General features: G+C 65.9%; 3 protein-coding genes. All 3 read left to right on the top strand.

What is annotated here, in order from left to right; translation table 11 throughout:
* Positions 1–236: 236 nt before the first annotated feature.
* Positions 237–2,264 carry a S9 family peptidase gene (locus tag V5A20_RS13535; protein WP_332317007.1) on the top strand — a complete coding sequence of 676 codons (2,028 nt, stop codon included), beginning with the start codon at positions 237–239 and terminating at the stop codon, positions 2,262–2,264.
* Positions 2,265–2,355: 91 nt separating this feature from the next.
* Positions 2,356–3,321, top strand: a complete 966-nt coding sequence (locus V5A20_RS13530) for a hypothetical protein (protein ID WP_332317008.1) — start codon at positions 2,356–2,358, stop codon at positions 3,319–3,321.
* Between the two features lie 67 nt (positions 3,322–3,388).
* Positions 3,389–3,667 carry a hypothetical protein gene (locus V5A20_RS13525; RefSeq protein WP_332327583.1) on the top strand — a complete coding sequence of 93 codons (279 nt, stop codon included), beginning with the start codon at positions 3,389–3,391 and terminating at the stop codon, positions 3,665–3,667.
* The last annotated feature ends 164 nt before the right edge of the window (positions 3,668–3,831 follow it).

The raw sequence follows: 3,831 nt of genomic DNA, 5'->3' as shown, positions 1-3,831 counted from the left end.
TCGTCGTAAGGAATCCCGACGACCGCAGGGTCCGAAGCCCCCATGCACAGCCTCCGCCGCGGTCCCGCAGCACCGACCGACGCTTTGGCTCCGGGAGCCTCGCCCGAAGCCTCTCTGCGCCGAGACGCGCCCCCACGTCCACATCCGGGGCCGACCAGGCGCGGCAATGGCGCCGCCCCGCCGGGCTTCGGGGAGCGTCTCCCGCTCGCCTCTCTCTCATCGGATCCCCCGAGCCGATGCAAAGCCGACTCTCTGCGCTTTTCGCCCCTCTGCTCGCCGGCCTCCTCGCCGGAGGTCTCCTCACTGGCGGCCTCGCCCCGAACAGTCTCTACGCCCAGCCGGACACCACCCGCTGGACGCCGGAGCTCAGGATGCAGTACGACGAGATCATCGACACGGAGATTGCGCCCGGCGGGGGGCACGTCGCTTACGTCGTCCGGGAAGCCGTCATGGACGAGACCACCTCGGAGTACCGCCAGCAGATCCACGTGGCCGGCGTAGACGGCTCTTTCGACGAGCAGTTTACCTACGGGGAGCACTCCAGCTTCCGCCCGAGGTGGTCGCCTTCAGGCGACCGGCTCGCGTTCATCAGCACCCGCACCGAAGAGCCGCAGGTCCACGTGATGCGCCTGCGGGGCGGGGAACCCTTTCCGGTCACCGACGCCGAGACGGGCGTAAACAGTTTTCAGTGGGGGCCCGACGGCGAGCGCATCGCCTATACGATGACCGACCCGAAGCCGGAGGCCGAACGGCAGCGGGAAAAGGAGAAGCGAGACGTGCAGGTGGTCGATGAGGAGCACCGCTTCAGCCATCTGTACACCACCGACGTGGCCGAGGCCGACGATTCGACGCGTCGGGTGCAGCGGCTCACGGAGGGCACGTTTCACGTGCGCAGCTTCGACTGGTCGCCCGACGGCGAGACCGTCGTCTTCGCTCACCAGCCCACGCCTGACATCAACGCCTACATTCAAGAAGCCGACCTCTCCACCGTCCCCGCCGACAGCGGGGCCGTCCGGTCGCTCGTCGAACGCCCTGGTGTCGACGCCCACCCACATTTTTCGCCCGAGGGGCAGCAGGTTGCCTTCTCCAGCCACGGCGGGGAGCCCGAGATCGTGGGGCTGAGCGCTGTCAGCGATGTCTACGTAGTGCCGGCATCTGGCGGCACGCCGGAGAAGTTAGCCGATACGCCGAACCGCGACGGCAGCGTGATCGGCTGGATGGACAACGCCGTGCTAGTGGTCGAGCACATCGGCACTTCGACGCACGTGCTGGCCGTTCCGAGCGATGGCGCGGCGCCGCAGAACGTCACGCAGGGCGATGGGCTGCACGGAGAGGCCTCGTTCGATGCCGACGCGCAGCGGATGGCCTTCACCTATGAGAATGTAAACACGCCCGAGGAGGTCTACCTCTCGTCCACGGATAATTTCCAGAAGCGTCGGCTTACGAACGTCCATGAAGACGTGCCGACTCCTCCAATGGGGCGCACGGACGTGCTCACGTGGGAATCGCCCGACGGCCTGGAGATCGAGGGCCTCGTCACCTATCCCGTCGGCTACGAAGAAGGCGACCAGGTACCGCTCGTCTTGGACGTGCACGGCGGTCCGGCGGGCGTCCACACCCGATCGTTCACCGACTTCCCGCAGATCTTCGCTCAGCGGGGCTATGCCGTCCTCCGGCCCAATCCGCGCGGGAGCACCGGCTACGGGAAGGACTTCCGATGGGCAAACATCGGGGACTGGGGCTTTGGGGATTTTGAGGATCTGATGGCGGGCGTCGATCTAATGGTCGACCGCGGCGTGGCGCATCCAGACAGCCTCGCGATCATGGGCGGGAGCTACGGGGGCTACATGACCGCCTGGGCCGTCACCCAGACCGACCGGTTCGCGGCGGCCCACATGTATGCGGGGATGTCCAACCTGATCAGCATGGTGGGCACGACGGATCTCCCCGATGCAATCTTCGCTGACATGGGCGGCGAGTTGTGGGGCCGGTACGATACCTACGAGCGCCATTCGCCGATCTACCACGTGAAAAACGCGAGCACGCCAACACTCATCTACCACGGTGCTGAGGATCAGCGGGTCCCGCCCTCGCAGGGCCGGGAGTTCTACCGGGCCCTAAAGCGGCAAGGGGTGCCGACACAGCTAGTCCTCTACCCGCGGCAGCGGCATGGATTCTCGGAGCCGAAGCAGAGCATGGACGCTATGCACCGCAATTTGGACTGGTTCGACGAGCACCTCGGGCGGTCCTCCTCCGGCCAGTAGCCGGCCTGGCGCGCTTTCCGAGGTGCGCTCGTCGCCGCGGCGCTGACGCGATTTGATTTGCACCGTCTCACTCATCAACCCCACAGTCCCTATGAATCCCAATTCCGGACCCGCCCCGTCGCCCCCATTTGCGCCAATCCCTAAAGTGCTCCTCGCCCTTCTGCTTACGGCGGGACTGGTGGGCTGCCAGTCCTCCGGCGACGGGACGAAGGCCGACGCCGGGGGAGAGGCCACCGGGGAGAACACGCCTTCCTCTACGGCCCAGATGATCATGGCGGACTACGCGTTCGGGACGCCTGACTCGATCCCCTCCGGGTGGGTAACCTTCCAGATGGAAAACGTCGGTGAGGAGACGCACGAGTTCACCCTGGCCCGGCTGCCCCAGGGCAAGACCTACGAGGACGCGCGTGGAATCATCGAATTGGCGGACAGCCTTGAGCAGCGCCTTGTCGAAGGGACCATTGACTCAACGGCGTACGGGAAAGCGGTGCAGCAGGTCATTCCCGAGTGGGAAGACGAAGCGGAAAGTGTCGGGGGTGGGGGCCCGCTCGGCCCCGGCCAGACGGCTCGGGCGACACTCAGGCTGAAGCCGGGCAGGTACGTAATAAGCTGTTTGATCTCGTCCCCAAATGGGCGCACCCACTCCTTCCGGGGCATGAATCGGGGAATCACCGTGACCGAGGACTCCTCCGGGGCGGAGCCGCCGGAAGCGGACGTGACGCTCCGGAGCGCCGGGCGGGAGGTCTCCGTCGAGGGCCAGCCTCGTCCTGGCGAGCAGACCGTCGCCCTGCGCGTCGAGGAGCCGCCGGAGGATCTGGAATCTCCCTATAACTGGGCCTTCGTCGCGCCCTTCGGCCCGGAGACAAGTGTAGAGGAGCTCCGGGAACGCGATTTTACGGACGAGGATCTGCACGCGACCGCGTTTCGGGGCGGCGTTGGGCGGGTCCCAGCCGGACAGACCCGCTACTTCACGGTGGACTTAGAGCCCGGACGCTACGCATGGGTGCTGTATAGCTCCGCCGCGGAGGACATGGTGAAGCAGTTCACCGTCGAATGACGCAGCATCGCTGGAGCCTCAATGCCCCCGTTCGCTCGCGTTCTCCGGTAACAACCAGCACGACGCCATGCCTCCCTCCTCCCCATCGGAACTGTTCTGGACCGCCCTCTCTCCGCTTGTCCAGCAGCTGGAGGCGCTGGGCCGGGTGCTGGAGGCCTGTGCGACCTACGTTCCGTGGTGTGCCGGATGCGCCACCGGGCTGGCCCTCCTGCTGCTGACTGGGCTCGTGCTGCAGGACGCCCGCAATGGAGGCGGCGAGCGTGGGCGCAACGAGAACGCAAACAGCGCACGCGATCCTCAGGAAAATCGCGCGGCAGAGCCATTCGAATGGGGGCTGAACGGATAGGCCGCGCCCGCGCGCCCGAATCTCCAGCTATCCTTCCTTCCGATCGACCGATTCCTTCCTCATTATCGTCTTCACTTGCCAACAAAGCTTCTTAACACCATGCGTTCTGCACAGGCGCAGTCCGCTCGCTTGATTCGCCATTTGCACACGGCACTCGTTATCAC

Source organism: Salinibacter sp. (assembly GCF_036626415.1).
Taxonomy (GTDB): Bacteria; Bacteroidota; Rhodothermia; order Rhodothermales; family Salinibacteraceae; genus Salinibacter.
Note: the sequence above shows the minus strand (reverse complement) of the source record. Positions and strands in the feature narration are given on the sequence as shown.